The sequence below is a fragment of the Streptomyces sp. NRRL F-5755 genome, assembly GCF_001279365.1.
GTDB lineage: Bacteria > Actinomycetota > Actinomycetes > Streptomycetales > Streptomycetaceae > Streptomyces > Streptomyces rimosus.
In genome coordinates, this window is the sequence record NZ_LGCW01000001.1 from 1 (window position 1) to 22,465 (window position 22,465).

18 protein-coding genes, 1 rRNA gene and 1 pseudogene are annotated in these 22,465 nt (G+C 72.6%); 9 read left to right on the forward strand and 11 right to left on the reverse strand.

From position 1 onward, the window contains the following. Both rrf and ADK86_RS43625 read left to right on the forward strand, forming a co-directional pair. A 5S ribosomal RNA gene (gene rrf / locus ADK86_RS00005) occupies positions 1–95 on the forward strand; the annotation flags it as partial. Between the two features lie 1,336 nt (positions 96–1,431). Next, the gene (locus ADK86_RS43625) at positions 1,432–2,289 is read left to right on the forward strand and encodes a tetratricopeptide repeat protein (RefSeq protein ID WP_063788903.1); all 858 of its coding nucleotides are present in this window, start codon (positions 1,432–1,434) and stop codon (positions 2,287–2,289) included. Positions 2,290–2,386: 97 nt separating this feature from the next. Here ADK86_RS43625 and ADK86_RS00015 read toward each other — a convergent pair whose 3' ends face one another. The 5 genes from ADK86_RS00015 to ADK86_RS00035 form a co-directional block, all read right to left on the reverse strand. After that, positions 2,387–4,210, reverse strand: coding sequence for an IucA/IucC family protein (locus tag ADK86_RS00015; protein ID WP_053694637.1), 1,824 nt, complete (start codon positions 4,208–4,210; stop codon positions 2,387–2,389). Then, on the reverse strand, positions 4,204–4,776 hold the full coding sequence (locus tag ADK86_RS00020) for a GNAT family N-acetyltransferase (RefSeq protein ID WP_003984802.1): 573 nt from the start codon (positions 4,774–4,776) through the stop codon (positions 4,204–4,206). The genes ADK86_RS00015 and ADK86_RS00020 overlap by 7 nt, the downstream gene beginning before the upstream one ends. After that, a complete protein-coding gene (locus ADK86_RS00025; protein WP_053694638.1) occupies positions 4,773–6,095 on the reverse strand; it encodes a lysine N(6)-hydroxylase/L-ornithine N(5)-oxygenase family protein in 1,323 nt (440 codons plus the stop codon). The genes ADK86_RS00020 and ADK86_RS00025 overlap by 4 nt, the downstream gene beginning before the upstream one ends. Before the next feature lie 86 nt (positions 6,096–6,181). Beyond that, entirely contained in the window at positions 6,182–7,768 is a 1,587-nt protein-coding gene (locus ADK86_RS00030; RefSeq protein ID WP_030604638.1) for a pyridoxal phosphate-dependent decarboxylase family protein, read from the reverse strand. A 227-nt stretch (positions 7,769–7,995) separates the two neighbouring features. Continuing rightward, complete coding sequence (locus ADK86_RS00035; protein ID WP_053694639.1) at positions 7,996–9,255, reverse strand: DUF1015 family protein; 1,260 nt, start codon at positions 9,253–9,255, stop codon at positions 7,996–7,998. A gap of 142 nt (positions 9,256–9,397) precedes the next feature. Here ADK86_RS00035 and ADK86_RS00040 point away from each other — a divergent pair, with 142 nt between their 5' ends. Further along, complete coding sequence (locus ADK86_RS00040; RefSeq protein WP_053694640.1) at positions 9,398–10,432, forward strand: HAD-IIA family hydrolase; 1,035 nt, start codon at positions 9,398–9,400, stop codon at positions 10,430–10,432. A gap of 138 nt (positions 10,433–10,570) precedes the next feature. Here ADK86_RS00040 and ADK86_RS00045 read toward each other — a convergent pair whose 3' ends face one another. Both ADK86_RS00045 and ADK86_RS00050 read right to left on the reverse strand, forming a co-directional pair. Beyond that, positions 10,571–11,461, reverse strand: a complete 891-nt coding sequence (locus ADK86_RS00045; protein ID WP_053694641.1) for a siderophore-interacting protein — start codon at positions 11,459–11,461, stop codon at positions 10,571–10,573. A gap of 94 nt (positions 11,462–11,555) precedes the next feature. Then, positions 11,556–12,581, reverse strand: coding sequence for an ABC transporter substrate-binding protein (locus ADK86_RS00050; RefSeq protein ID WP_053694642.1), 1,026 nt, complete (start codon positions 12,579–12,581; stop codon positions 11,556–11,558). Between the two features lie 185 nt (positions 12,582–12,766). Between ADK86_RS00050 and ADK86_RS00055 the strand changes: the two genes are divergently transcribed. The 3 genes from ADK86_RS00055 (at position 12,767) to ADK86_RS00065 (ending at position 15,811) form a co-directional block, all read left to right on the forward strand. After that, positions 12,767–13,810 (forward strand): iron chelate uptake ABC transporter family permease subunit, encoded by a 1,044-nt coding sequence (locus tag ADK86_RS00055; protein ID WP_107088372.1) that lies wholly within the window; start codon positions 12,767–12,769, stop codon positions 13,808–13,810. Further along, a complete protein-coding gene (locus ADK86_RS00060) occupies positions 13,807–14,913 on the forward strand; it encodes an iron chelate uptake ABC transporter family permease subunit (protein WP_053694643.1) in 1,107 nt (368 codons plus the stop codon). Before ADK86_RS00055 ends, ADK86_RS00060 begins: the two co-directional genes overlap by 4 nt. Before the next feature lie 82 nt (positions 14,914–14,995). Next, positions 14,996–15,811 carry an ABC transporter ATP-binding protein gene (locus ADK86_RS00065; protein WP_053694644.1) on the forward strand — a complete coding sequence of 272 codons (816 nt, stop codon included), beginning with the start codon at positions 14,996–14,998 and terminating at the stop codon, positions 15,809–15,811. 42 nt (positions 15,812–15,853) lie between these two features. Here the strand turns inward: ADK86_RS00065 and ADK86_RS00070 are convergent, their stop codons facing one another. Next, entirely contained in the window at positions 15,854–16,201 is a 348-nt protein-coding gene (locus ADK86_RS00070) for a sterol-binding protein (RefSeq protein WP_030604616.1), read from the reverse strand. A gap of 76 nt (positions 16,202–16,277) precedes the next feature. Here ADK86_RS00070 and ADK86_RS00075 point away from each other — a divergent pair, with 76 nt between their 5' ends. From ADK86_RS00075 to ADK86_RS00085, 3 genes are read left to right on the forward strand one after another with little or no spacing between them, the layout of a single operon-like run. Next, entirely contained in the window at positions 16,278–16,718 is a 441-nt protein-coding gene (locus tag ADK86_RS00075; RefSeq protein ID WP_053694645.1) for a hypothetical protein, read from the forward strand. Between the two features lie 7 nt (positions 16,719–16,725). Then, a complete protein-coding gene (locus ADK86_RS00080) occupies positions 16,726–17,541 on the forward strand; it encodes a TlyA family RNA methyltransferase (RefSeq protein WP_030604610.1) in 816 nt (271 codons plus the stop codon). Next, positions 17,538–18,527 carry an NAD kinase gene (locus ADK86_RS00085; RefSeq protein WP_078951648.1) on the forward strand — a complete coding sequence of 330 codons (990 nt, stop codon included), beginning with the start codon at positions 17,538–17,540 and terminating at the stop codon, positions 18,525–18,527. The genes ADK86_RS00080 and ADK86_RS00085 overlap by 4 nt, the downstream gene beginning before the upstream one ends. Before the next feature lie 231 nt (positions 18,528–18,758). Here ADK86_RS00085 and ADK86_RS45565 read toward each other — a convergent pair. The 3 genes and pseudogenes from ADK86_RS45565 to ADK86_RS00100 all read right to left on the reverse strand — a co-directional run. Further along, positions 18,759–19,361 (reverse strand): annotated as a pseudogene (locus tag ADK86_RS45565) (type II CAAX prenyl endopeptidase Rce1 family protein); the annotation flags it as partial. Then, on the reverse strand, positions 19,358–20,776 hold the full coding sequence (locus ADK86_RS00095; RefSeq protein WP_053694647.1) for a S41 family peptidase: 1,419 nt from the start codon (positions 20,774–20,776) through the stop codon (positions 19,358–19,360). The gene ADK86_RS00095 and the pseudogene ADK86_RS45565, both read right to left, overlap by 4 nt. 186 nt (positions 20,777–20,962) lie before the next feature. Next, positions 20,963–22,420, reverse strand: coding sequence for an ABC transporter permease (locus ADK86_RS00100; RefSeq protein ID WP_053694648.1), 1,458 nt, complete (start codon positions 22,418–22,420; stop codon positions 20,963–20,965). Between the last annotated feature and the right edge of the window lie 45 nt (positions 22,421–22,465).

Genomic DNA, 22,465 nt, shown 5'->3' on the forward strand with positions numbered 1-22,465 from the left:
AAACGCCCGGTTACATTTCGAACCCGGAAGCTAAGCCTTTCAGCGCCGATGGTACTGCAGGGGGGACCCTGTGGGAGAGTAGGACGCCGCCGAACAATCTTTGACAGGACCCTTGGTCCCAGCGTTCACGCTGGGACCAAGGGTCCTTTTTGTTTTGCCGAAGCGCGCCGAAGTGGTCGGTGCGCGAGAATGTTCGCAGTACCGAAGACAGGAGTCACGTCGATGTCCCCCAACTCTTCCGACGATCGCTCGGAGCGCCGGCCTCAGCGGCGCGACGGCGGCGATCGTGGCGGCTTCCGGCGTGACGACCGTGGCCCGCGCCGGGACGACCGTGGCGGCCGCTCCTTCGGTGGTGGCTTCGGCGGCGGGCGCCGGGACGACCGTCGTGATGACCGCGGCGGTTTCCGTCGCGACGACCGCGGCCCGCGACGTGACGATGACCGTGGCGGCTTCCGCCGCGACGACCGGCGTGACGACCGCCCGCGCGGCCCGCGTCGCGACGACGACCGCGGCGGCTTCCCGCGCGACGAGCGCGCTCCGCGCCGCGAGGGCGACCGCGGTGGCTTCCGCCGTGACGACCGCCCCGGTTTCTCCCGAGACGACCGCGCACCCCGTGGCCCGCGCCGCGACGACGACCGCGGTGACTTCCGGCGCGACGACCGTGACCGTGGTGGATTCCGCCGGGACGACGACCGTGGTGGTTTCCGCCGCGATGACCGGCGTGACGACCGTCCGCGCGGCCCCCGCCGCGACGACGACCGCGGCAGCTTCCGTCGCGATGACGACCGCGGTCCGCGCCGCGATGACCGCCGCGACGACCGTGGCGGCTTCCGCAGGGACGACCGCGCCCCCCGCCGTGACGACCGTCGCGATGACGACCGCGGTGGTTTCCGGCGTGACAATGACCGCGGTGGCTTCCGTAGGGACGACGACCGTGGCGGCTCTTTCCGCCGTGACGACCGCGCCCCCCGCCGTGACGACCGTCGCGATGACCGCGGCGGCTTCCGCCGGGACGACGACCGCGGCCCGCGCCGTGACGACCGCCGTGACGACCGTGGTGGATTCCGCCGCGATGACCGCCGTGACGACCGTCCGCGCGGCCCGCGCCGTGACGACGACCGCGGCGGCTTCCCGCGCGACGACCGCGCTCCGCGCCGCGAGGGCGACCGTGGTGGCTTCCGCCGTGACGACCGCGCCCCCCGCCGTGACGACCGTCGCGACGACGACCGTGGCGGCTACCGACGCGATGACCGCCGCGACGGTGACCGCGGCGGTTTCCGTCGCGACGACCGTGGCCCCCGCCGTGACGACCGCCGTGACGACCGCGGCGCCCGCCGCCCGTACGGCGCCGGCCGCGGCCGGGACGACCGCGGCGGCTACCGCGACGACCGTCGCGACGACCGCCGGGACGACCGCCGCGACCGCGAGCCGATCAAGCGGCTGCCGATCCCGGAGGACGTCACCGGTGAGGAGGTCGACAAGGATGTACGGCAGGAGCTGCTGAGCCTGCCGAAGACGCTCGCCGACGATGTCGCCCGGAACCTGGTCATGGTGGCCAAGCTGCTCGACGAGGACCCGGAGCAGGCGTACGGCTACTCCCGGGTGGCGCTGCGGCTGGCGTCGCGCGTTCCCTCCGTGCGTGAGGCGGCCGGCTTCGCCGCGTACGCCGTCGCGAAGTACGGCGAGGCGCTGGCCGAGTTCCGGGCGGCGCGGCGGATGACCGGCAGCGTGGAGCTGTGGCCCGTGATGGCCGACTGCGAGCGCGGCCTCGGCCGGCCCGAGAAGGCGCTGGCGATGGCCGGTGAGCCCGAGGTGCAGAAGCTGGACCGTGCGGGCCAGGTCGAGATGCGGCTGGTCGCGGCCGGTGCGCGCCGGGACATGGGCCAGAGCGACGCGGCCGTGGTGACGCTGCAGAGCCCCGAGCTGGCGTCGAACTCCGTACAGCCGTGGACCGCCCGGCTGCGCTACGCGTACGCCGACGCGCTGCTGGAGGTCGGCCGCGAGGACGAGGCGCGCGAGTGGTTCGCCAAGGCGCTGGAGGCCGACCAGGGCGGCACCACGAACGCCTCGGACCGGCTCGCCGAGCTGGACGGCGTGGAGTTCACGGACGTACTGGAAGACGCGGACGAGGACGAGGACGCGGAGGCGGAGACGGACGAGGACGAGCGCAAGGACGAAGCCGTGACCGAGGCCCCGGCCGCGGCGGACGCCGCTCCCTCCGACGATGCGCCGCGCGACGACACGCCGCGCGAGGACACCCCGCGCGACGGCCGTCCCGAGCAGAGCTGATCCACAGCCCGGCTGACGCCACATGACTGAAGGGCGGGACCCCACCGGGGTCCCGCCCTTCAGTCGTACCGGGCCTGCGGTCATACAGGAGCGGAGATCACGCCTTCCCGCCCGGCGCGTACCGGGCGATCGGGTTCTCCAGCGTGCCGATCAGCTGGAGGGCACCCGCCGGGTCCTGGAGGTCCACCATCTCCTTGTTGTTCCGCAGCTGGAGACGGTTCAGGCAGGACAGCGCGAACTCGTCGGCGAACATGTCGTACTGCCGGAACTTGTCCGCGAGCTGCGGGTTGGCCTCCTGGTAGGCGGTCACGCAGTCGGCGACCGTACGCCAGAAAGTGTCCTCGTTCAGCACGTCGTTCGTGACCAGGATGCCGCTCAGGAAGCGGAAGAAGCAGTCGAAGACGTCCGTGAAGAGGGAGAGGAGCTTCTTGTCCTCGGGGACGTCGGCGCGGATGCGCTCGACGGCCGGCGGCAGCACCGCGTCCGGGTCCATCACCGCGATCTCCTCGGCGATGTCCTTGAAGATCGCGCGCTGTACGGTGCCGTCCTCGATGACGAGGATGACGTTCTCGCCGTGCGGCATGAAGACCAGGTCGTAGGCGTAGAACGCGTGCAGGACGGGCGTGAGGTAGGCGTCCACGTAGCGGCGCAGCCAGTCCGCCGGCTCCAGGCCGGACTCCTCGATGAGGGCGGCGGCCAGTGAGCCGCCTTCGGGGTCGGTGTGCAGCAGGGACGCCATGGTGGCGACCCGCTGGCCCGGTTCGAGGGTGGGCACCGGGCTCTCGCGCCACAGGGCGGCGAGCATCTTCAGGTACGGGGAGCCCTTGGCGGTGGCGGCCTCGTACTGGCGGTGGTGGTAGCCGATGGCGGCGCGTTCACGGATGATCGAGAAGCGGGCGGCCCGGAAGGTCTCGTCGCGCTCGATCAAGCCCGCCAGCCAGTCGTTGATGGCGGGGGTGGCCTCCATGTACGCGGCGGACAGGCCGCGCATGAAGCCCATGTTGAGGACCGACAGCGCGGTCTTGACGTAGTGCTTGGCCGGGTCGCTGGTGTTGAAGAACGTACGGATGGACTGCTGCGCCAGGTAGGCGTCGTCACCGGGGCCCAGGCAGACCAGGTGCTGCTGGGCGACCTCGGCCGCGAAGGTGACGGAGAGCTTGTTCCACCACTGCCACGGGTGGACGGGGATCAGGCGGTAGTCGGCCAGGTCCAGGCCGAGGTCGCGCAGGGTCGCGGCGAACCGGTCCAGGGTCGGGCCGCCCAGCTCCTCCGTGATCAGCCGGTCGTAGTCCAGGCCCTCGCCCGCGGTGAACGTGGCGCGGTCGCGGCGCGCGGCCAGCCAGATGAGCTGGACGGGGTTCGCGGCCTCGGGCGCGTAGGAGTGGTATTCGTGCACGCCGAAGCCGAGGCGGCCGTTGTTGGCGACGAAGCAGGGGTGGCCCTCGGACATCCCCGTCTCGATCGTCTGGAAGTCGGCCTTCGCCAGCTCGGCGGCGGACGCGGGCCCGGCGGCCAGCTTGTACGCCGTACCGGAGAGGGTGGAGCTGATCTCCTCCAGGTACACCGGGAGGATGTCGTCGCCGAGGGCGAGCGTGCGGCGCAGTTCGAGGAAGAAGTCGAGCGCGTCGAGGGGGACCTCGGCGCCGTCGCGCCGGCGCGTGATGGCGTCGGCGTCGATGTGCCAGTGGTCCAGGCTCAGCCGGCGGGCGGTGAAGCGGTACTCCACGCGGTCGTCGTCGCTGCGTACGACGTAGTGGCCGTCCTCGGGCAGCCGCTGCGGCGTGAGCAGGCGCTCGTGCGCGAATTCGGCGAGGGCCTTGCGGACGAGGAGGCGGTTGGCGCGCGCCCACAGGTCGGGGGTGAGGTGGCGGACGGCGTCGCGCGCCGCGGTGCCGGAGGGGTCCGCGGTGGGGTTCAGCATGGGTTTTCTCCTCGGGCGGCCAGGAACTGGCCGCGGGTGCAGGTGCTCAGGTACGCCTCGCCCTTGGGCAGCGTGACGGTGCGGACGATCTCGAAGCCGACGGCCTTGTTGAGGGCGTGCACCGCGGTGTTCTGGACGGCCGGTTCGACGACGACGCGCTGGTTGCCGGGCTCGGCGAACAGCATGTCCATGACGGTGGTGATCACGGCGAGGGTGAAGCCGTGCACCGGGGTGTCGGTCGGCGCGGTCAGGAAGTGCATGCCGACGTCGCCGGGCGCGGCCTCGTGGACCTCGGTCACCTCGCGGTGCGCCGGGTCGTAGCGCTCCATCAGGAACGCCGGGACGCCGTTGTGCAGGCCGAGGAAGGCGTCGTGGTACGGGTCGGCGTCGATGCGCGCGAACTCTTTCTCCACGGCTGCGAGGTCCGCGTCCTGCATCATCCAGTAGACGGCTTTGGGGTGGGTGACCCAGCCGTGCAGCAGTTCCGCGTCGCCGGCCGGGTCGACCGGGCGCAGCGCGAACTCGCCGAGCGAGGCGTGGGTGCGGGTGAAGACGGGCGCGGTCATGCGGGGGAGACCTCCACGGGGTGGTGCGGTCCGGCCGGGGCGGCGAACTCCTGGAAGGCGATGGACTTCTCGACCGGGTAGTACTCGCGGCCGAGCAGCTCGCGGATGATGCAGGAGTTGCGGTACGCGGCCATGCCCAGGTCCGGGGTGACGAAGCCGTGGGTGTGCAGTTCGGCGTTCTGCACGAAGATGTCGCGGCCCGCGGTGTCGATGCTGTAGTTGCGCTTCACCGCGTAGCGGCCGGCGTCGTCCCAGGCGATGCGGTCCGTCAGCGGCGCGAGGAACTCCGGTGTGGCGTAGCGGTATCCGGTGGCCAGCACCAGGCCCTGGGTGGCGAGGGTGAAGTCCTGGCCCTGCTCCTCCTGGCGCAGCCGGAGGGTGTACGTGCCGGAGGCCGCGTCGTGAGCGGCGCCGTCGAGCGCGGTGTTGGTCAGCAGCCGGGTGGGGCAGGGGCCGTGCAGGTTCTTCTGGTAGAGCAGGTCGAAGATCTCGTTGATCAGCTCGGAGTCGATGCCCTTGTAGAGGTTCTTGTGCGAGGCGTTGAGCCGGTCGCGGGTGGCCGCGGGCAGCGCGTGGAAGTAGTCCACGTACTCCGGAGAGGTCATCTCCAGCGTGAGCTTGGTGTATTCGAGGGGGAAGAACCGCGGGGAGCGGGTGGCCCAGGTCAGGTGGTAGCCGTGGCTGTCGATGTCCTGGAGGAGGTCGTAGTAGATCTCCGCGGCGCTCTGGCCGCTGCCGACGATGGTGATGGAGTCCTTGGCCTGGAGGGCGGCCTTGTTGTCCAGGTAGTCGGCGTTGTGCAGGAAGTCGCCGCCCAGGCCCTGGCACGCCTCGGGGATGTGCGGCGGGGTGCCGGTGCCGAGGACGAGTTTGCGGGCGCGGTAGGTCTTCTTCTCCCCGCTGGGCAGGTGGTCGGCGTGTACGACGTAGACCTGCCCGGCCTCGTCGTACTCGACGGTGGTGACCTGGTGGCCGAAGCGTACGGTGTCCAGCTTGGCGGCGGCCCAGCGGCAGTAGTCGTTGTACTCGGCACGCAGCGGGTAGAAGCTCTCGCGGATGTAGAAGGAGTACATCCGGCCCGATTCCTTCAGGTAGTTCAGGAAGGAGAACGGCGAGGTCGGGTCGGCGAGGGTGACCAGGTCGGCCATGAAGGGCACCTGGAGGGTGCTGGTCTCCAGCATCATGCCGGGGTGCCAGTCGAAGGACGGTTTGTTGTCCAGGAACAGGCCGTCGAGCTCGTCGATGGGCTCGGTCAGACAGGCGAGGCCGAGGTTGAAGGGCCCGAGGCCGATGGCGATGAAGTCGTGAGGGGCGGACACGTGGGGTCTCCGTTTACGGGGTGTCGGTCGGCCGCGGGGCTGTCGGCTCGTCGGGGACGGGGCCGCTGGGCCGGTCGGCGGGACGGTCAGCTCGCGGCGCTGAGGGCCGGTACGGGGCGCTCGGCGAGGTAGCTGCCGGCGTGCTCGGCGATCAGGTCGAGGACCGTGGCGATGTCGGCCAGCGTGGTCTCGGGGTTGAGCAGGGTGAACTTCAGGTAGTGGCGGCCGTCCACGACGGTGCCCGCGACGATGGCGTCGCCGGAGGCGAACAGCGCTTCCCTGGCGTGCAGGTTGACCTCGTCGCTCAGCACCGGGTCCCGGTCGTCGGGGTACGGCAGGTAGCGGAAGACCAGGGTGCTCAGCTGCGGCTCGACCACGACCTCGAAGCGCGGGTCGTCGTTCAGGAGCTTCCAGGCGTCGGCGGCGCGGTCCACGACCTCGTCGAAGAGTTCGCCGATGCCGTCGGCGCCCATGGTGCGCAGCGTCAGCCACAGTTTGAGCGCGTCGAAGCGCCGGGTGGTCTGGATCGATTTGTCGACCTGGTTGGGGATGCGCCGCTCGGCCATCCGTGCCGGGTTGAGGTAGTCCGCGTGGTACGTGACGTGCCGCAGGGTGGCGTGGTCGCGGACGAGTACGGCGCTGGAGCTGACCGGCTGGAAGAAGGACTTGTGGTAGTCCACCGTCACCGAGTCGGCGCGCTCGATGCCGTCCAGGAGGGCGCGGCGGCGGGAGACCAGCAGGCCGCAGCCGTACGCGGCGTCCACGTGCAGCCAGGTCCCGTACTGCGTGCACAGGTCGGCGATCTCGGGCAGCGGGTCGATGCTGCCGAAGTCGGTGGTGCCGGCGGTGGCGACGACCGCCATCGGGATCAGGCCCTCGGCAGCGCAGCGCGCCAGCTCGTCGGCGAGCGCGTCGGCCCGCATCCGCTTGTCCGGGCCGCACGGCACCGCGATCACGGCTTCCGCGCCGAGGCCGAGCAGGGTGGCCGCCTTCTCGATGCTGAAGTGGCCGACCTGGGAGGCGAGGATGCGCAGGCGGGGCAGGATGTCGGTACGGCGTACCGGAGTTGTGGCGCCTTGCGGGTCGGTGTCCGGATCGTTCTCGCGGGCGAGGGCCGTGCGGCACGCCTCGTCGCGGGCCAGCAGCATGGCCTGGAGGTTGGACTGCGTACCGCCGCTGGTGAAGATGCCGTCGGCGCGCTCGCCGAGGCCGATGCGGCGGGCGGTCCAGTCGATCAGGCGGCGCTCGATGAGGGTGCCGCCGGCGCTCTGGTCCCAGGTGTCCAGCGAGGAGTTGACCGCGGAGAGCACCGCCTCGCCGACCAGGGCGGGGATGACGACCGGGCAGTTGAGGTGCGCGAGGTAGCGCGGGTGGTGGAAGTAGACGGCGTCGCGGAGGTAGACCTCTTCGAGCTCGTCCAGCGCGGCGGCGGGGTCGTGCAGCGGCTGGTCGAGGTCGATGCCGGCCACGGTGGGGGTCAGGCCGTCGACCGTGACGCCGGTGAAGGGGCGTTCGGTACGGGATATTTTGTCGGCTATGCGGTCGACGCCGTCGGCTACGGAGCGGCGGTAGTGCTCGGCGGTGCTGTTGTTGAACAGCTGGGACCGGCTGTCCGGCGTCCCGGTACCTGCGGCGGGTGACGGGTCCTCGGCGGAGCGCGCGAGGGGGCTCATGAACGTGTCCTCCCTGATGCGGACTAGCTCACGTGGGGGGATGCGCATGGAACGCCCGCGCCTGGGCAGGAGACCCGTCGGCGCAGGGGGAACGGCTCCATCCGCTTACGTGATGTGAGGTAAGCCTAACCTAACTTGTGTGGCGCCAGGGAAAGGGGTGCCGAGACGCCGGCGCGGGACACGCGCGCCGGGCCGTCATCGGGCATCAGGGGGCGTACGGCCGCAAATCAGGCTTCTTCGTCCAGGACGCGCAGCACCAGACCGGTGGCCGGCTTGGGGCCGAACGACGTCGACTTGCGCGGCATCGTCACGCCCTTCAGCGCGAGTTGACGCACCGTTTGCTCCGGGACCGGGCGCAGCAGGACGGCCGTACCGCCGTGCTTCGCCGCCTGCTCGACGGCGTCCCCGGCCCGGTGCAGATAGCTGATCTCGGACGGGTGGTCGCGCACCCGCCACACCTCGTCCAGCAGGACCGAGTGCAGCACGGTGGCGTCCAGCTCGCGCCACGCCTCGGGGCGGTCGCGGCGGATCGTACGGTCGAGCAGGTCCGGATCGGGCCGGTCCAGCAGGCAGAACCGCTCCGGGCCCGACGCCAGCAGGAAGGCGCTGCCGGGTGTCTCCGCCAGCTCCGCCAGCGCCGTATCGAGCGGGCCTTCCACCGGCCGGGCGCGGAACGCGCCGCCCAGCCCGGCCAGCGCGTCGTCCAGCGGCAGATGCGGCAGGACGCGGTGGATGGCCCGGACCTGGAGCGGGTGGCGGGCGGAGTCCACGAGCAGCACCAGGCCGCTCGCCCAGGGACTGGCCGCGCCGTTGCCGGAGTGCTCCTGGTGCAGCCGCTGATAGGTGGCCCAGCGGTGGTGTCCGTCGGCGATCAGGGCGTGCCGCAGGGCCAGGTCCTCGTTGACGGTGGCCAGCTCGCCGGGGTCGGTGACCGCCCACAGCCGGTGGGAGAAGCCGTCCTCGGTGGTGGTGGCGAGCAGCGGGGTGGTCAGGACGGTACGTTCGATGACGCCGGTGGCGCCGTTGCCGGTGCCCTGGCCGACGTAGGAGAGCAGCAGCGGCTCGAAGTTGGCGGCGGCCTCGCGCATCAGGGCGGCGCGGTCCTCGACGACCTCGGGGATCACGTCCTCGTGCGGCAGGACCGGCCCGTTCAGTTCGAGGGCGCCGATCAGCCCGCGCTGGAGGAGGCCGCCCTTGCTCTGCTCGTAGACGTAGAGCGCGGGCCGGTCGTCCGTGGCCAGGACGCCCTGCGCGCGCCAGCGGCGCAGTGTCTCGGCGGCCTGGAGGTGCCGGGTGGCGGGGTCGGGTGCCTGCGGGAGGATGAGCCGCACGATGTTGTAGGGGTCGGCGGTTTCCAGGTGGCGCACGCCGTCCGGCCGTACGACGACGTCGTACGGCGGCGAGGTGACGGCCGTGAGGCTGCTGACGCGGTCCGTGGCGTAGCGCAGTCCGCGGAAGGGGTGGAGGCGAAGGCCGTCGGTGGTCATTGGGGAATGCTATGCCGCCTTTCCGAGTGCGGGATGATCGGGGGGAAACCCTTGTCCTGCTGGATATATCGGTATGTGAGGTTCCGCTTCGCGTACCGCTGTTACCCACTTCTGTACCTGTGTGAATAGGGAGCGAAACGGCATGAGCGAGCGGGTGCTGCGGGAGCGGCCCGGACGGTGCGAGCGGGCACTGCGCGAGGCGTACGACACGGCGCTGCTGGACCTGGACGGAGTCGTGTACGCCGGCGGCTCGGCGATCGAGCACGCCGTCGCGTCGCTCGGCACGGCCCGCGACGCCGGGATGCATCTGGCGTATGTGACCAACAACGCGTCCCGGACGCCGGACGCGGTCGCCGATCAGCTCACCGGGTTCGGGCTGCCGACCGCGCCGACGGACGTGATCACCTCGGCGCAGGCGGTCGCCCGGCTGATCGCCGGGCAGGTGCCCGAGGGCGCGCGGGTGCTGGCGGTCGGCGGCGAGGGGCTGCGGGTGGCGCTGCGCGAGCGCGGCCTGGTGCCGGTGGAGTCCGCGGACGACGGCCCGGCGGCGGTGGTGCAGGGCTTCGACCCGAAGCTGAACTGGGAGCGGCTGGCGGAGGCCGCCTACGCCGTGCAGCGCGGCGTGCCCTGGTTCGCCTCCAACACCGACCTGACCATTCCCAAGGAGCGCGGGATCGCGCCGGGCAACGGGGCGCTGGTGGAGGTCGTACGGACCGCCACCGGCGGCGGCAGGCCCCAGGTGGCGGGCAAGCCGGAGACGCCGATGCACCGGGAGACGGTGCTGCGTACCGGCGCGCAGCGGCCGCTGGTGGTGGGCGACCGGCTCGACACGGATATCGAGGGTGCTTACAACGGCGGCGTGGACTCGCTGCTGGTGCTGACCGGCGTGACCACCGCCGCCGAGCTGCTGGCCGCGCCGCCGCAGCACCGCCCGACGTACGTGGACGCGGATCTGCGCGGCGTGCTCGGCCCGCAGCCGGAGGTTTCCGGGGATGCGGAAAGCGGTTTCCGGTGCGGCGGCTGGACGGCGTCCGCACGCGACGACGTACTGGCGCTGGACGGCGAGGGCGCAGCGCTGGACGGCCTGCGGGCGCTGTGCGGCGCGGCCTGGACATTGGCGGGCGACGGCAGCTGCGGCGCGGACGCGGGCAAGGCGCTGGCGCGGCTCGGGCTGTGAAGCGCGCGCGGCACTGCTGACGCGCGAAGACGGGAGGGGCCCCGCTCGATGGGTGAGCGGGGCCCCTTCCTGTGGTGCGGTACGGACCGTCGTACGCGCACGGTATGGGGGCCGGGCCTGGCCGCGGCCCGGACCGGTTCAGTCCTCGTCGGTGGCGGACGCCGTGCCCGCCACGTACTCCGCGAGCAGGTCCTCCTCGCTGGCGCCGCGCCGCCAGTAGCCGGTGAACTTCACGGCCCGGCGGTCGAAGGCGCGCTCCCGCACGAGGTGCCGGCGCAGCAGCTTCACGTTGCCCGCCTCGCCCGCGATCCAGGCGTACGGCGTGCCCTCGGGCAGTTCGGCGGCGCGCACCGCTTCGAGGAGGGCGTCCGCACCGTCCGCCGGGCGCTCGTCGGCGACGAGCCAGGTGATGTCGGCGTCCGCGAAGGTGGGCAGGTCCTGGCGGTCGGCCGCGTGGGCGACGGACAGGAAGACCTTGGCCTGGGTGCCGGGGGAGAGCCAGGCCAGGATGCCGGCCACCGCGGGCAGCGCCGTCTCGTCGCCGGTCAGCAGGATCCAGTCGGTGCCGGGCGGCGGGCGGAAGTCGACACCTCCGTTGTCCTCGACGGCCGGGCCGAGGATCGAGACACGGTCGCCCGGTACGGCGGCCGCCGCCCAGCGGGAGGCCGGGCCGCCGGCCGCGCCGCCCGGGGCGTCCGCGCCGTGCAGCGCGAAGTCCACGTCGACCTCGGCCGGTTCGTGGCGCTGCTCGCGGATCGTGTACGAGCGCATCAGCGGCCGCTCGGCCGGGTCCTGGGCGCGCCAGGCCGGGTACCAGTTCTCGCCCTGGTCGGCGAAGACCGGCTCGGACTGGTGGGCCTGCGGGAGGAACAGTTTGAACCGCTGGTCGCGACCGCCGGAGGCCAGTTCGCCGAGCCGTTCGCCGCCGAAGGTGATCCGGACCATGGAGGGCCCGAGCCGGCGGGTGCGCACGACGTGCACATCGAAGAAGCGGAACGGGGTGGTGGCGGGTGCGGCGGTCGTGGTCATGCGGAGGAACCTCCCGGAACCGTGACTCGGTGACTGGCGGTGGGGGCGGGCGCTCGGCCGGGCCGGCCGGTGCGGCGGCCGGCCCGGCGTCGTGTCAGGCGACCTTCTTGGCGTTCTGGATGGCCTTGGTGAGTTCTTCGATCAGCGGGGCGGCGCCCGCGTAGGAGAAGCGCGGCTCGCTGGACCAGCCGGTGACCTGGCCGGCCTTGACGGCGGGCAGCTTGTTCCAGGCGGGCTTGGCGGCCAGGTCCTTGGGCTGGAGGGCGGAGGTGCGGTTGTCCAGCATCAGCACGTCGGCCGGGTACTTGTCGGCGTTCTCCCAGCTCAGGTTCTCGAAGTAGCCGCCCTTGTCCAGGTTGTCCGGCACGATGATGTCCACGCCGAGCGACTTGTAGTACATGATGTCGGAGTTGATGCCCGGGTTGGAGGCGTAGAAGAGGTCGGCGCTGCCGGAGCAGGCGAGCACCCGTACCGGGTTGGACTTGGCGGCCTTGCGCAGCTCGGCCGCGGCCTTCTCGAAGCGGGCCTTGGCGTCGGTGACCTTCTTGGCCTTCAGATCGGCGCCGAGGGACTGCGCCAGCTCGGCGTACCGCTCGATGATCTTCACCAGCGGGACCCGGGCCGAGGTGATGGCCACCTGCTCGGCCAGCTTGGTGATCTTGTCCTTGCTCTGCTCCGGCACGAACCACAGGGCGCCCGGCTCGTACATGTTGGTGATCAGCAGATCGGGGTTGAGGGCCGCGTACTTCTCGACCGCGAACTGGTTGTACGCGTTGCCGATGATGGTGACCCGGTCCACGTCGATGTCCCCGGCCTGCGGGTCCGGCTTGCCGTTCTTGAGCTTGGTCGGGCCGAAGACGCCGACGACCTGCTTGTCGATGCCGAAGTCGTACAGGGCGGCGGCGGTGCCGGTGAAGGCGACGATGCGCTGCGGCGTGTGGTCGAGGGAGACCTTCTTCTTGCGGTCGTCGGTGAAGGACCAGGCGCCGCCCTTGACGTCGCCCTTGGAGCCCGAGTCCTTGCCGCCTCCGCAGGCGGCCAGCAGGGCGCCGATGCCGACGGCGCCACCGGCGGCGAGGACGCCGCGGCGGGTGAGGGATACGCTTCGGGAGGTGCTCATGGCTGCAGTGCTTCTCTCTGGGCTGGGCCTCGGCACGGCCGGCAAGGCTTGACGGGACTTCAGCCGGTCGTTCACGGTCTTCAGTACGGTTTCGGACGGACGTCAGGACGTACGGCAAAGGGCCGGTAAAAGGCCCTGCAGAACGACTTGATGTCTGATCGTGAGGGTAGGCTAACCTAACTCTCGTGTTGGTTGACAGTCCCCCCGAAGCAGCAAACGCCCCCGTGGCACCGCGACGGCGGCAGATCACTCGCTCGGCGGGGCTCGTCGCCGCCGTCGGCGCGCTCGCCGTCATCACCGTCCTGGGCATCGCCGTGGGCGCGAAACAGGTACCCCTCGACCAGGTGTGGCACGCCCTCTTCCACTACACGGGCAACGACGCCGACGTGGTCGTACGGGACGTCCGCCTGCCGCGCACCCTCCTCGGCCTGCTGGCCGGCGCCGCCCTGGGCCTGGCCGGCACCGTGATGCAGGCGCTCACCCGCAACCCGCTCGCCGACCCCGGCGTCCTCGGCATCAACGCGGGCGCCTCGGCGGCCGTCGTCTCCGCCATCAGCTTCCTGGGGATCACCTCACTGACCGGGTACGTCTGGTTCGCCTTCCTCGGTGCCGCGGTCGTCTCGGTCGCCGTGTACGTGCTCGGCGGCACCCGCAGCGCCACACCCGTACGGCTCGCGCTCGCCGGCACCGCCCTGTCCGCCGCGCTGATCGGGTACATCAACGCCGTCAACATCATGGACACCGCGGCGCTGGACAAGATGCGCTTCTGGACGGTCGGCTCGCTGGCCTCCGCCACCATGACCACGGTGCAGGAGGTCGCGCCCTTCCTCGCGGCCGGCGCGGTCCTCGCGCTCGCCGTCGGACGGCCGCTGAACGCCATCGCGCTCGGCGACGACCAGGCCCGGGCGCTCGGCGCGCGGCTGACCCGCACCCGGGCGCTGGCCATGATCGCCGTCACCCTGCTGTGCGGCGGCGCGACCGCCGCCTGCGGCCCCATCGTCTACGTCGGCCTGATGGTCCCGCACATTGTCCGCGCCGTCACCGGACCCGACCTGCGCTGGATCCTGCCGTACTCCGCGGTGCTCTCGCCGGTCCTGCTGCTCGGCGCGGACGTCCTGGGACGCGTCGTGGCCCGGCCCGGGGAGATCCAGGTCGGCATCGTGACGGCCGTCATCGGCGGCCCGGTCTTCATCTATCTCGTACGGCGTCGGAGGATGGCCCAGCTGTGAGTTCCACCGTCAAGACCGACACCGGCGCGGCATCCGGCACGGACGGCGCGGCGGCCGCGCGGACCGGCGGGCCCCTGCGGGCGGTGCGCACCGCCGGCGGCCTGTCCGTGCGCCTGGACGTGCGTACCCTCCTCGTCACGGTGCTGCTGGCCGTGGTGGCGCTGGCCGCGAGCGTGCTGCTGATCGGCACCGGCGACTTCCCGATGAGCCCCGGCGACGTCCTCGCCACCCTCACCGGCTCCGGCACCACCGCACAGGAGTTCATCGTCAATGACCTGCGGCTGCCGCGGGTCCTGGTCGGGCTGCTGGTCGGCGCCGCGTTCGGAGTGGCCGGCGCGATCTTCCAGGCGGTCTCCCGCAACCCGCTGGGCAGCCCCGACGTCCTCGGCTTCTCCCAGGGCTCGACGGTCGGCGCGCTGCTGATCATCGTCTTCTTCCAGGGCGGCGCCGCCGCCATCGCGGCCGGCTCGGTCGTCGGCGGCGTCGTCACCGGAGTGGTGATCTTCCTGCTGGCCTGGAAGGGCGGCATCCACGGCTACCGCTTCGTGCTCGTCGGCATCGGCGCCGCCGCGATGCTCTACGCGATCGTCCTGTACCTGATGACCAAGGCGAACATCGTCGAGGCGTCCCAGGCCACCACGTGGATGGTCGGCACGCTCAGCGGCCGGGACTGGGACCAGGTGTGGCCGCTGGCCCTGGTGTGCGCCGTGCTGATCCCGCTGGCCCTGGTGTACGGACGGCCGCTGCGCATGCTGGAGATGGGCGACGACGCCGCGTACGCGCTGGGCGTCCCGGTCCAGCGGGTACGCATGGTGCTGCTGGTGGCGGCCGTGGTGCTGGTCGCCGCTTCGACCGCGGCGGCCGGGCCGATCGCCTTCCTCGCGCTGACCGCGCCGCAGCTCGCGCGCCGCCTGACCCGCGCGCCCGGCCCCAACCTGCTGCCCGCAGCCCTCATGGGCGCCGCCCTCCTGGTGAGCGCCGACTGGATCTCGCAGCAGGTCTTCGGCGCCGACCAGCTGCCGGTCGGCGTGCTGACCGGCGTACTCGGCGGCTGCTACCTGCTGTGGCTGCTGGCCTCCGAGCGCAAGGCGGGCCGGATATGAGCCGTACCGTCACCGGCCACCGCGCGCCGCCCGGCGCGCCGCACCGGGCCCCCACGACGCAGACCCGACAAGGAGCAACGCAGTGAGCCGTCTCACGGCCGAGAACGTGACCCTCGCCTACGACCAGCGGGTCATCGCCGAGGACCTCTCGGTGGCCATACCGGACCAGTCCTTCACGGTGATCGTCGGGCCGAACGCCTGCGGCAAGTCCACGCTGCTGCGCGCGCTGTCGCGGATGCTCAAGCCGGCCGCCGGCTCGGTGCTGCTGGACGGCGCGGCCATCTCCTCGCTCCCCGCCAAGAAGGTCGCCCGTACGCTCGGGCTACTGCCGCAGTCCTCCATCGCGCCCGACGGGATCACCGTCGCCGACCTGGTGGCCCGTGGCCGCTACCCGCACCAGGGGCTGCTGCGCCAGTGGTCGGGCGAGGACGAGCGGATCGTACGGGAGTCGATGGACGCGACCGGCGTCGGCGAGCTGGCCGAGCGCTACGTGGACGAACTCTCCGGCGGCCAGCGGCAGCGCGTGTGGATCGCCATGGCGCTCGCCCAGCAGACGCCGCTGCTGCTCCTGGACGAGCCCACCACATACCTGGACATCCAGCACCAGATCGAGGTGCTGGATCTGTGCGCCGAACTGCACGAGGAGCAGGGCCGCACGCTCGTCGCCGTTCTGCACGACCTCAACCACGCCGCGCGCTACGCCACCCACCTGATCGCGATGCGCGGCGGCGAGATCGTCGCCGAGGGAGCGCCGCAGGAGGTCGTCACCGCCGACCTCGTCGAGCGGGTCTTCGGCCTGAAGTGCCAGGTCATCGACGACCCGGAGACGGACACCCCGCTGGTGGTCCCGGCGGCGCGCAAGGCGCGTGCGAAGGAGACGGCCGCGGCGGCGTCCTGAGCCCGCGGCGGACCCGGCCGCCTTACACGGCCGGGCCCGCCGTCACAGCAGCGCCCGCAGGCGCAGCAGGTCGCGGAAGCCCGCCTCCAGCTTGACCCGGCCGCTGCCCCACGCCTTGGCGAAGTGCAGCTCGCCGTCGACCAGGGCCACCAGGTCGTCGCCGCGCATCGACAGACGGATCTGGGCCCGGCCGGGCGGCGGGCCGGGGACGCTGGTGACGTCCTTGAGGGCGCCGTTCGCCAGCCGTCCGACGAAGGTCACGTCCAGGTCGGTGATCCGGCAGCTCAGCGACCGGTCGAGCGCGGCGGCACCGCGCACGTCGCCGTCGGCGGTGGAGAGGTTCTGTGCGAGCCGGCCGAGGGCGGCGCGGCACTCTTCGAGGGTTGCCATCGCGATCGACGATACGCCGCTGCGGGCCGGGCGTCCGGTGGCCCGGACGACGGCCGGTTCGAGGTAGCGTCAAGGCATGGAAGAGCCGAGAGAGCCGGTGGCGGGCGCGGTGCCGGACGGTACGGATGCCGGCCGTACGGAGCCGGGTGTTCCGGATGCGGGTGCTTCGGATGCGGGTGCTCCGGATGCGGGCGGGTCGGGCACGGCCGGGCTGCATCCGGACGGACCGGGACCGGACGGACCGGAGCCGGACCGGCGGGTGCCGGACGGGCCCGCCGCGCCGCAGCCGCTCGGCGTCGCCGTCACGCCCACCGGGAACGCCGACGTCGACGCCCAGCTGCGGCGCCTCGCCGACGCCGACCACCTCGCCGCGAGCGGGCACCTGGAGGTGTACGAGGATGTGCACCGGGGACTGCGCGACGCGCTGGCCGCTCTCGACCAGCGCCCCGGTCCCGCCGGCCCGCCCGGCGCACCCCGGTCCCCGCAGCCGTCCGCAACGTACGACAACAGGAGCTGAACCACAGGTGGCAGGTGTGGCACGACGCCGACTCGACGCGGAGCTGGTGCGTCGCAAGATGGCCCGGTCCCGCGAGCACGCGAGCCAGCTGATCGCCGCGGGGCGGGTGACCGTCGCCGGGGCGACGGCGACCAAGTCCGCCACCCAGGTGGAGACCAGCGCGGCCCTGGTCGTGCGCGCCGACGACAGCGACCCCGACTACGTCTCGCGCGGCGGCCACAAGCTGGCCGGGGCGCTCGCCGCGTTCACCCCCCTCGGCCTGAAGGTGGCCGGCCGCCGCGCGCTGGACGCGGGCGCCTCCACCGGCGGCTTCACGGACGTGCTGCTGCGCGCCGGGGCCGGGCACGTCGTCGCCGTGGACGTCGGGTACGGACAGCTCGCCTGGTCGCTGCAGAGCGACGACCGGGTCACCGTCAAGGACCGTACGAACGTCCGCGAAATGACGCTGGAGCAGATCGACGGCGTACCCGTCGACCTCGTCGTCGGCGACCTGTCCTTCATCCCGCTCGGCCTGGTGCTGCCCGCGCTCGTGCGCTGCGCGGCGCCCGACGCCGACCTGGTGCTGATGGTCAAGCCGCAGTTCGAGGTCGGCAAGGAGCGGCTGGGCAGCGGCGGCGTGGTGCGCAGCGCCGAGCTGCGGGCCGAGGCGGTGCGCGGCGTCGCGGAGCGGGCCGCCGCGCTGGGCCTGGGCGTGGCCGGGGTGACCGCGAGCCCGCTGCCCGGTCCCTCCGGCAATGTCGAGTACTTTCTGTGGCTGCGTGCCGGGGCGGCTGCACTGGACCCGGCGGATGTCGACCGAGCAGTGGCGGAGGGGCCCCGTTGACCAGTTCTGAAACATCCGGAGCGGCCGGGACGGCCGATACGGCCGGCGCGCGTACCGCGGCGTCGGCACACGGCACCGGCCGGACAGCGGCGGACGGGCAGCGCACCGTCTTCCTGCTCGCGCACACCGGCCGCCCCGCGGCCGTGCGCAGCGCCGAACTCGTCGTCCAGGGGCTGCTGCGCAGCGGCATCGGCGTACGGGTGCTGGCCGAGGAAGCGGCCGACCTGCCGCTGCCGGCGTCGGTGGTACGCGTCGAGTCCGAGCAGTGCGCGGCCGAGGGCTGCGAACTGCTCGTCGTCCTCGGCGGCGACGGCACACTGCTGCGCGGCGCGGACTTCGCCCGGACGTCCGGGGTGCCGATGCTCGGCGTCAACCTCGGCCGGGTCGGCTTCCTCGCCGAGGCCGAACGCGACGACCTGGACAAGGTCGTCGACCGGGTCGTCACCCGCTCCTACGAGGTCGAGGAGCGGATGACCCTCGACGTGCTCGTCCGCAACAACGGCAGCATCGCGCACACCGACTGGGCGCTGAACGAGGCGTCGGTGGAGAAGGCCGCGCGCGAACGCATGCTGGAGGTCGTCACGGAGGTCGACGGGCGGCCCGTCTCGCGCTTCGGCGGCGACGGCGTGGTGTGCGCGACACCGACCGGCTCCACCGCCTACGCCTTCTCGGCGGGCGGCCCGGTGGTCTGGCCCGAGGTCGAGGCGCTGCTGATGGTGCCGATCAGCGCCCACGCGCTGTTCGCCAAGCCGCTGGTCACCTCGCCGGACTCGGTGCTGGCGGTGGAGGTGCAGCCCAAGACGCCGCACGGTGTGCTGTGGTGCGACGGCCGCCGCAGCGTCGAACTCCCCGCCGGCGCCCGCGTCGAGGTCCGCCGCGGCGCCGTCCCCGTACGCCTCGCCCGCCTGCACCACGCCTCCTTCACGGACCGTTTGGTCGCCAAGTTCGCCCTGCCGGTGGCGGGGTGGCGGGGGGCACCGCAGTAGGGGGTTTGTGGGCTTCGTCCGGGGCAGGGGCCCGGGTTCACAGCGGTTTGTACGGGTCGTGGTCCTGGGCCTTGCGCGCAGGACCACGGCCACGGCCGCGAGCGTCGCCAGCAGGCCGTAGATCAGTGCAGGCGTGGGCTGTTCCGGGTAGCCGGGGAACAGTGACTGGGCGAGGTTGATCGTGGTGTGTACGACGACCGCGATGAGTACCGTGCCGCCGGCGTTGGCGACCAGCCGGACGATCAGGACCCGCACCGCGACCGACCCGAGCACCTGGCCGGCGATCCACGGGGCCGACCTGCCCGCCTGGACATACGCGACCAGGTGCCAGGCCGCCCATGTCAGCCCGATCACCAGCCCGGCGCCGAGCGCCCCGTAGCGCTCCTGGACGGGCCGCAGGAGGTAGCCCGTCCAGCCCGCCTCCTCGGCCAGTGCGGCGAGGAGGTACAGGGCGAGCAGCAGCGGTATGGACGCGAGCGGGGAATGCGACCCGCTGGGTGGTCTCCCGGTCAGCGTTATCAGCCCGTATGTCACGAGCAGCAGGGCCGGGACCAGGAGGACGGCGGTGACCCAGCAGGCCCGACGCGTGGTTCCGGCTCCGGAGAGGGTCCGCTTCATCAGCCGCCGCACCCCGGCCCCGCCCTCCTCCCGGAAGACGAGGAGCGCGGCCACCGTGACCGGCAGGACGAACTGGAACGCGCTCACCGGCATGCCCATCGGCAGCGAGCCGGTCCGGTCGACGGCAGCCCCGGCCAGCCAGAACGGGACGGAGAGCACGGTCAGCAGCGTGACGAACGCCAGCGGTGCTCTGCCGTTCGCCGGGGTGCTGGTCATGGCTTCGCCGGACGGTCGGCGGACAGCAGGGCGCGAGCCCGCGCGAGGGCCGGATCGCGCCGGGACGCCAGGTCCGCGGGGGCGAAGACCGGCGTGCGGACGGTCGGGGGTATGCCCGTGCCGTCGAAGGTGCGGCCGTCGGCGGTCAGGAACTCCTCATTCGGCAGGGCGAACTTCCAGCCGTTCGGCAGCGTGCGGTCCAGGGTGTCGGAGAAGACGCCTTGGGTGTTCTCGCCGATCCGGGCCGGTGCGGGCGTACGGCCCAGCAGGGACTGGGTGAAGGTCTCGCCCGCGCTGATCGTCAGCGGCCCGGTCAGCAGCGCCAGCGGACCCGTGTAGCGCGGGCCGTCGTGCGGGCGTATCCGCGCGGGCTGGTCGGGGGTGAACTTCCGCGCGTCAGCGGGGTCGTTGCGGGCGTGTTTGCGGTAGGCGAGGTACGAACGGCCGGTCAGCCGGGCGGCGACGCGCAGCCCGAGCCGGTCCGAACCGCCGCCGTTCAGCCGCAGATCGACGACGAGGCCGCGCAGCGCCTTCGGGCCGGAAGTACGGGCTTTGGTGAACACCGCGTCCAACGCGCGGTCCAGCTCCGCCACATCGCTGTCATGATCCTCCCGGTCCGTGTAGCCGTGGAAGGACGTGATGCGCAGATAGCCGAGCCGGTCGGGGAGGTCGGCGTACGAGAGGGCTCCGCCGGCCCATTGCTGACGCGTGACACCCGGGCCGAGCCCGGCGGCGATCGCCGCGTCCACCTGCTTGAGGAACGCCGGGGTGGGGACGGTCGTCCCGGGCCGCGCGCCCGCGTACATCCGGCCGGGGCCCGCGGACAGGCGGGTGTGCCCGTCGTGCAGCGGCGCGATCATTTCGCGCAGGATCGCGAAGAGTTCGTCGTCCGTGGTCCGCGCCGTGACACGCGGCCGGTAGCGGTCGCGGACCGCGGACCAGTCGGTCTTCTTGGCGGCGAAGAACGGGTAGTTCTCGGCGTAGGTGCGCCAGAAGACGTCGAAGACCGTACGCGGGTCCTTCGCCGGGCGCTGGTGGCAGCGGGCGGGCAGCCCGGCGATCCGGTGCAAAGTGCGGTGGCCGACGTTGTCCTGAATGCTCAGACGGGCTGCGTCGCCGCCGCGCGGTACGACCGTGATGCGCGCGCCGTCCGGCACGGCGAAGTCGGCCCGGCCCCTGGCACCCGGCGGGCCCGTACGGACGCCGCGCACGGAGCCGGGGAGGCAGCTGACGGCCGTGGTCTCATACGTACGCAGCTGACGGCCGTCGATCGTGACGAGGGTGCCGTATCCGTCCGTCCGCCATACGCCCTCCAGGGAGGCCGATGCGGGCGGCTGGGCTGAGTGGCCCGGCTGGTCCGTGTGTGCCGAGGCGGGAGGCGTGCAGGCGGCGGTCAGGGTGGTCAGGGCGGTCACGGTTGCCAGGGCGGCGAGGGTGGCTCTGGAGGGCCGTGAGCGGGTGGTGCGGCGGGTGGTCGACCACGTCGGTCCCGGCCGGTGCGGGTGCGGGTGAGAGGGCAGGTGCTGGTGAGTGTGCGGGCGCGTGGCCATGATTGTGTCCCCGATGGTGTTTCGCAGTTCGTCGGTGAGGCGCCGGGCCGGTCAGGCCGCCGCCAGCGTCTCCGTCGCGCGGCGGCGCAGGGTCGCGTGGACCGGGAGGCCGGTGGCGAGCAAGGTCAGCAGGAGTACGCCGCCGGATATGCCGAGGGCCGTCGTCCAGGGGAGGTACGGCAGCGCGCTTCCGTACGCGGACCGCAGGAGCGGGGCCAGGGTGCAGAGCGCGATGGCGGTGCCCAGGAGCAGGGCCGTGGCCGCGACGACGGCCGACTCCCAGGCGGCCATGGACCGCAGCCGCAGCGGATGGGTGCCGATCAGGCGGAGCAGCGCCAGGTCGCGGCGGCGCTCGGTGGTGATCATGGCGAGGGTGTTGGCGGCGGCGATGGCGGCGAAGCCCGCGTACAGACCGGTGACCGCGTAGTCCATCCAGACCGACGGTGCCGGGCCCGCGGAGCCGGTGCGGTGCAGGGCGGTGGTGTGCATCGCGATCTTCGTCGTGCCGAATGCGACGACCAGCACCAGCGGGACCACGGCGGCGGAGAAGCGGCGCGACTGGGTCGTCACGTTCAGCATGGCCAGTTCGGCGGAGCTGCCGAGGCGGCCCGCCGACCGGGCGACCAGCCAGGCCACCGGGCCGATGATGCGGGGCCCGAGCAGGCCGACGCCGAAGCAGAACAGCAGCAGCACGAGGAACGAGCCCTGGCCCGCCTTCTCCGGCCGCCCGGACAGGACCGAGGAGACGACCACGCCGCCCGCCACCGCGGCCAGCCCCAGCGGCAGCCGCAGCAGCCCCAGCTCGCGCCGGCCCGCCGCGGCCTCCTCCAGGGCGCGCGCGGGACGCAGCCCGGCGAAGCGGCTCGCCGCGAGCACGCCCGCGAGGGCCGAGGTGACCGTCGCCACCGCCAGGCACACGGGCAGCGCCACCCAGCTGAACGTGAAGACGACGCCGGGCGGGACCAGGCCGTGGTCCGCCATGCCCGCGAACCACCAGCGCGCCAGCACCCCGCCGAGCGCGAACCCGGCCACCGCCGACGGCACCGCGGCCGCCACGGCCTGCGCCGCGACCGCGCGCCGGATCTGCCACGGCCGGGCGCCGATCGCGCGCAGCATCGCGAATTCGCGGTGCTGCTGGGTGACGGCCGTGCCCATCGTCGAGGCGATCACGAACACCGACAGATAGACCGAGACGATCAGGAAACCGGCGGCCATGATGCCGATCTCGGAGGCGGCCATGGCGCGCCGGGCGGCGGGCGGGACGCCTTCCGCGCCGGTCGCCGCCAGCAGCATGGTCGAGGCGCTGACCACGGTGGCCGCGAACAGGGCCGCGAGCGCCGTGCCGGTGAAGGACGCCCGGTGCCCGCGCAGCGCCGCCCGCGCCAGCCCGCTGGTCGCCCGGCCCTTGGCCGGCGGGCCGGGCCGGTCGGCTCCGGCCCCCGCCCCGCTTCCCGTCCCGGCGCGGAACCCCGCCCCCGCACGGGGTCCCGCCCCACTTCCCCCGGACATCTGCACACCCTTCCGATCGTGTTCTCTTTCCAGCGTGACGGGCGG